The sequence below is a fragment of the Staphylococcus sp. B1(2026) genome (genome assembly GCF_058895785.1).
In genome coordinates this window covers 1-5,733 of record NZ_JBZXTS010000066.1, presented here as the reverse complement: position 1 = coordinate 5,733, position 5,733 = coordinate 1, and the positions used below count along the sequence as shown (strand labels likewise).

Below are 5,733 nucleotides of genomic sequence, written 5' to 3'. Positions count from 1 at the left end.
AAATCGTTCAACAAGGGGTTAATGGTGCGACAACTACTACTTTTGAAGATACTTTAGTCAATGGTAAGATTACTGAAACGATAACTAAAGGCACTGAAACAACACCGGCTATACCTGAAATTGTTCATGTCGGTACTAAATTATTAGTTGATAAAACTTTATTAAACGAACAAATTAATATTGCTAAAACTAAACAAGCATTAGATTATTCCACTACATCATTTAATGCTTTACAACAAGCTTTAACTAACGCTAATACAATAACTAATAATACAAATGCTACACAAGCTGAGGTTGACCAAGCAACCAATACTTTACAACAAGCTATTGCCCAATTAAATGTTGATAAAACTTTATTAAACGAACANATAATACAAATGCTACACAAGCTGAGGTTGACCAAGCAACCAATACTTTACAACAAGCTATTGCCCAATTAAATGTTGATAAAACTTTATTAAACGAACAAATTAATATTGCCAAGACCAAACAAGCACAAGACTATACACCCGAAAGTTGGGCCACTTTACAAGGAGCTTTAGCAGAAGGTTCTGATGTCTACCAAAATTCACAAGTTGATCAATACTTAATTGATTTACATACTCAAGGATTAAAACAAGCTATTGCTCAATTAGTTCCCAATCAAGCTAAAGAAAAACCAATATTAACAGTTACTCATACAGATAAACAAGATGCTAATAAACAAGCTATACTTAACTACCAACTTGCCGATAAAGATAAGACTTATGTCAGTGCAGTCGCTAAAATCAAACATAATGGACAAGTTATTAAAGAAGTACCTTTGGCTGACTTAACTGCGACATTGAGTGGATTAGATTATTACACACCTTATGAAGTAGATACTGTATTAACTTATAATATTGGTGCTGGTAATGTTGAAGAAATTGTAAATACACAACCTTTAGAACTTGTATTAAAGAAAATAGAATTTAAACATGTTCATCAGGCTGAACTTTACCATAAAAATAATGATAATTACCAAAAAACATTGTCATTAGATACAGCACCAACTTCATTTGACGACTACTTTGTTAAAATTAAAACAGATGAATTGAAAGATGTATTATTACCTATTAGTAAAGCTGAAGAAGTTCAAAAAGATGGTAAAACATTAATCAAATTAACGGCAACATTACCTGAGTTAGTTCATGATAATAATGGTCAATATGATGATAATTTTGAATTTTATGTGAGCAAAACACCTAAAGCTTCAAATGGCTATACATCATTCAAATCTTTAGTTGAAGCGATTAATAAAAATCCTAGTGGAACATTTACATTAGCTAGTGATTTAATTGCTGATGAAATTACTTTAGATGATAAAGCACCTGCTTATATTACTGATAAATTTACTGGTACTTTATCAGGTGGTACAGCAGATCAACAATTTGCTATTCATAATCTTAAAATGCCATTATTTAATATTTTAAACAAAGCAACAGTTGAAAATATTGATTTTAAAAATGCTAACATTTCTACAGCACAAAAAAATATTGGTATCATTTCTCGTGAAGCAACACAGTCAGTATTTAAAGATGTATCTGCACAAGGTACAATTAATGCAACTTCTACAATTGGTGGTTTAGTCGCAACAGCAACAGCATCTAAATTCACCAATACAGCATTTGAAGGTAAGATACAAGCTTCTAATCCTGATGCAGCCAGTCATCACGGTGGTATTATTGGAAAAGGAAGCAACACCACTATCACACAATCTTATACTGATGTAGATATTAGTGGAAACTTTAAAGAGAAAAAAATGCGTGCAGGTGGTATCGCTGGATTTACAGACAGTGGTTCTATTTCTAATGTATATACTAAAGGACAAATCACAAATACCGCTACTACACCATTAGGTCAAATTGGTGGTATTGTTGGTGGGACTTATCCTAAGGGTACTGTAGATAATGCTATTAGTTTCATAAAAGGAGAAAACAGCAATACAGTACACGGTGATAGTGACTTTGCTGATGCTAAAATTACTAATGCTTTTTATGTTCAGAATGTTGCCAATTCTAATATAGATCAATGGAGTCAATCTATTTCCGAAACACAAGCTAAAGAAAAAATTGCAGCGATGGGTATTATTACATCATTAGATAATAGTTCTCAAGAACAAAAATTAAATGAATATCATGTCAACTATCAAAATGTTGAACATGCTCAAACCGATAGACAAATTGCTTATCATAATACTGAAAAATTATTACCTTTCTACAACAAAGAATTAATTGTACATTTAGGTAATAAGATTGATCCAGCAAGTAAACTATATACAACTAAAATTTTATCTGTGACACCAATGCACGATCAAATGGTATTAACTGATATTCAAGCTAATCCACAACAAGTTAATAAATTAATGGTACATTACGATGACCATACTGTTGCTTATATTGATGTTAACTATAAAGCACCTTTTGATAATCCTAGTGTATTAGAATATACATTGAACGGTACTGAATTATTATATACACCACAACATTTAGCTGAGAATCACAAAACAGTTATTGATAAAGTAGTCTCGACTATGTCAAATATTGATTATCATTCAGAAAGTTTATTAAATGCACTTGGTTACTATATATCTGATGCAGATATTAAGGCTAAGAAAACAGAATTAGGCGCAAATACAAGTAATGCTGATGCAAAAGCTGCTGTTATTAATGAAAAAATGGAGCTATTATATTTAAAACAATCTTTTGAAGATATCAAAGCTAATTTAAATAATGAACTAGCTAAAGTTTTAGCATCAGATAAAGCAACGAATGTCACTTCTGGGGCAATTAATGACTACACAGCTAAATATATTCAAGATAATAAAGAAAAGTTATTACTTGGTTTAGCTTACGTTAAACGTTGGTACAATATTAATTTCGACCAAGTGAACATTCAAGATTTAGCCACTTACCATCAAGACTTTTATGGTAAACCTGTATCAACATTAGAATGGTTAGTAGGTTTAGCTGATTTAGGTTATTCGAATTTCCTTCCGAAAAATAACCTAACATTCTATGGGTCAGGTATGGCACCAAATAATACTGAATCAACATTGTTCAATTATTTAGATGATCATCGACAAATGTTTACTAAATTGGATGCTGAAAGTTGGTTAAAAGCTACTTCTAAAGCACAAATTATTACAACACCATCAAAAGAAAAACCTGATGTAAATGTTGAAGTGTATCAACGATTAACAAAAGATAGTTCTAAATTCAAACACATGTTATTACCATTATTATCATTATCTACAGAAGGTGTTTATGTTATATCTAATATGACAACTATTACTTTCGGAATGTACGATAGATATATTGATACTGACTTAGCTAAAACAGATCCTGATAAGTATCAAGAACAATTAGCTGAAGTTCGTCAATTGGTTGAACGTGCAGCTAACTGGCAAAGAGAACACTTTGATGCATGGTATCGTATTTTAAAACCAGAATTAAAAGATAAATTAGTTCGTGATGTAGAAGTATGGGATGCTTATTCTCTAAACAAGAAAAAAATCTGGTTGCCACAATATGGTAATACGTCTCAAACAGTACTAGATTTCTTCGGTCCTGTTGATCATTACTATAAACCAAATGGATTAGGTGCTTATGCTACTGGTAACTTAGTTCACTTCGTAGCAGATAGAATGTTAGATCCTTATGGTAGTGCTGTATTTACTCATGAAATGGTACATAATAACGATAAGAAGATTTATTTACAATATGGACGCCGTATTAACATGGGTGCCGAAGCTTTCCCATTAGGTTTATTACAATCACCTGAAGTTGGTAATAAACAAATTATGAGTATTAATTTAATGTTTGATTTCCCAGTAAATAAAGAATTATATCATAATAGCACACCTCAGCGTTTCCAAAATGCAAATGATTTACAAACTTATGTACACGGTATGTTTGATGTACTTTACACAATGGATTATGCAGAAGCAATGTCATTAGTTAAATCAGGTAAGACAAATCAAGCTGCTTGGTTTAATAAATTAGAAAATACACCTAATGAAGATGGTAACAATGTTGTGAGAAGTCTTACTAGTAAAGAAGCTGCTGATCTGAACTTAACTAATATTAATGATTTTATTGACCAGAGTTTAATTGCTAAACGCGACTATAAAGAACGAGAATACAATAACAATGGTTATTTCCCAACAACATTATTTACACCTATTTATGGTACTGCAGAAACTAAAGTTGGTGCCCCAGGTGCCCTATCATTTAGACGTAATGCTTTTGAATTACTAGCATACAAAGGTTACTATGAAGGCTTTGTCCCTTATACATCAAATCAATATTTAGAAGATGCTAAAGCACAAGGCTTCAATAATTTATCTGATCAATTCCTTATTAAAAAAATATCAAATAATCAATTTAACTCATTTAATGATTTCAAAAAAGCAATGTTTAAAGAAAGAATTGATAAATTAGCTAAATTAAAACCAATTACGATAGAATATCAGAAGAAATCTTATACAATCAATTCTTATCAAGATTTACAAAACTTAATGGATACTGCAGTTAATGCTGATATTACATCAAAAACTATAGATAGTGAACTATATTCTAAAGTACGTCGATTGAAACAAGCCATTTACAATGCTTATCTTACACAATCAGATGAATTTAGAAATTCAATCTATCATAATTAAACATCTTCCCCCTTGTAATAAATCTCTTACAAGGGGGATTTTCTATAAAACATAACTGTTTCCTTTTTTTAGAATATATATTATTATATACTCTTTAGGAGGAAAATTATTATGAAGAAAATAAACGTTACATCAAAGAAAATTAAATATGCATTAAGAAAATTAGCGATTGGTACCATACCTATGGTCATTGGTGCAACATTCATTACCCCACAAAACACGGTCAATGCTATAGAAGGTTATCGTTATGCTTCATCACCTTTTCCAGGTTATAATTATTCAGGATTTTATACGAACAATTATTACCAACCCCAGTACAAAACACGCACTCAACAACAAGTCATACGCTATAATACAGAAGAAATATTAGACGATACATTAGAAAAAGGCACTCGTCAAATCGTTCAAAAAGGTGTTAATGGTAATACAACTATCACTTTTCAAGATAAATTCATGTATGGTCGATTAATTAGTTCAACAAAAATTAATACTAAAACACAAAATGCAACGAATGAAATTGTACGTGTTGGGACTTTAGAAACAGCCGTACCTCAAGACAATATTCCAAGTCATCCTGAATTACCTGTTGCACAAATTACTCATCAATCTCGTACTGAACAACAGATTGTGCCTTTTACAACTGAAGAAGTAATTTACGATACATTAACAAAAGACACGCGTCAAGTTTCACAAGAAGGTGTTAATGGTTTAACGACGACAACTCTTGATGATACTTTTGTTAACGGTCAATTAGTTAATAGTGTACAAACTGATACACAAACAACAGCACCCACTAATCAAATCGTACGTGTCGGTACTTTAGAAACAGCTATACCTCAAGACAATATTCCAAGTCATCCCGAATTACCAACGGCACAAATTACACATCAAGCTCGTACTGAACAACAGATTGTGCCTTTTACAACTGAAGAAGTAATTGACGATACATTAACAAAAGACACGCATCAAGTTTCACAAGAAGGTGTTAATGGTTTAACGACGACGACTTTTGATGATACTTTTGTTGACGGTCAATTAGTTAATAGTGTACA

The 5,733-nt window shown here is 31.4% G+C and carries 3 protein-coding genes; all 3 read left to right on the top strand.

The window, feature by feature from the left end:
• Positions 1-2: 2 nt before the first annotated feature.
• Entirely contained in the window at positions 3-440 is a 438-nt protein-coding gene (locus AC5EAH_RS07645) for a G5 domain-containing protein (protein WP_493494186.1), read from the top strand.
• A 362-nt stretch (positions 441-802) separates the two neighbouring features.
• Positions 803-4,681 carry a ZmpA/ZmpB/ZmpC family metallo-endopeptidase gene (locus tag AC5EAH_RS07640; protein WP_493494185.1) on the top strand — a complete coding sequence of 1,293 codons (3,879 nt, stop codon included), beginning with the start codon at positions 803-805 and terminating at the stop codon, positions 4,679-4,681.
• 111 nt (positions 4,682-4,792) lie between these two features.
• Positions 4,793-5,733, top strand: a 941-nt coding sequence (locus tag AC5EAH_RS07635) for a G5 domain-containing protein (protein ID WP_493494184.1), incomplete at its 3' end; no start/stop codon positions are given.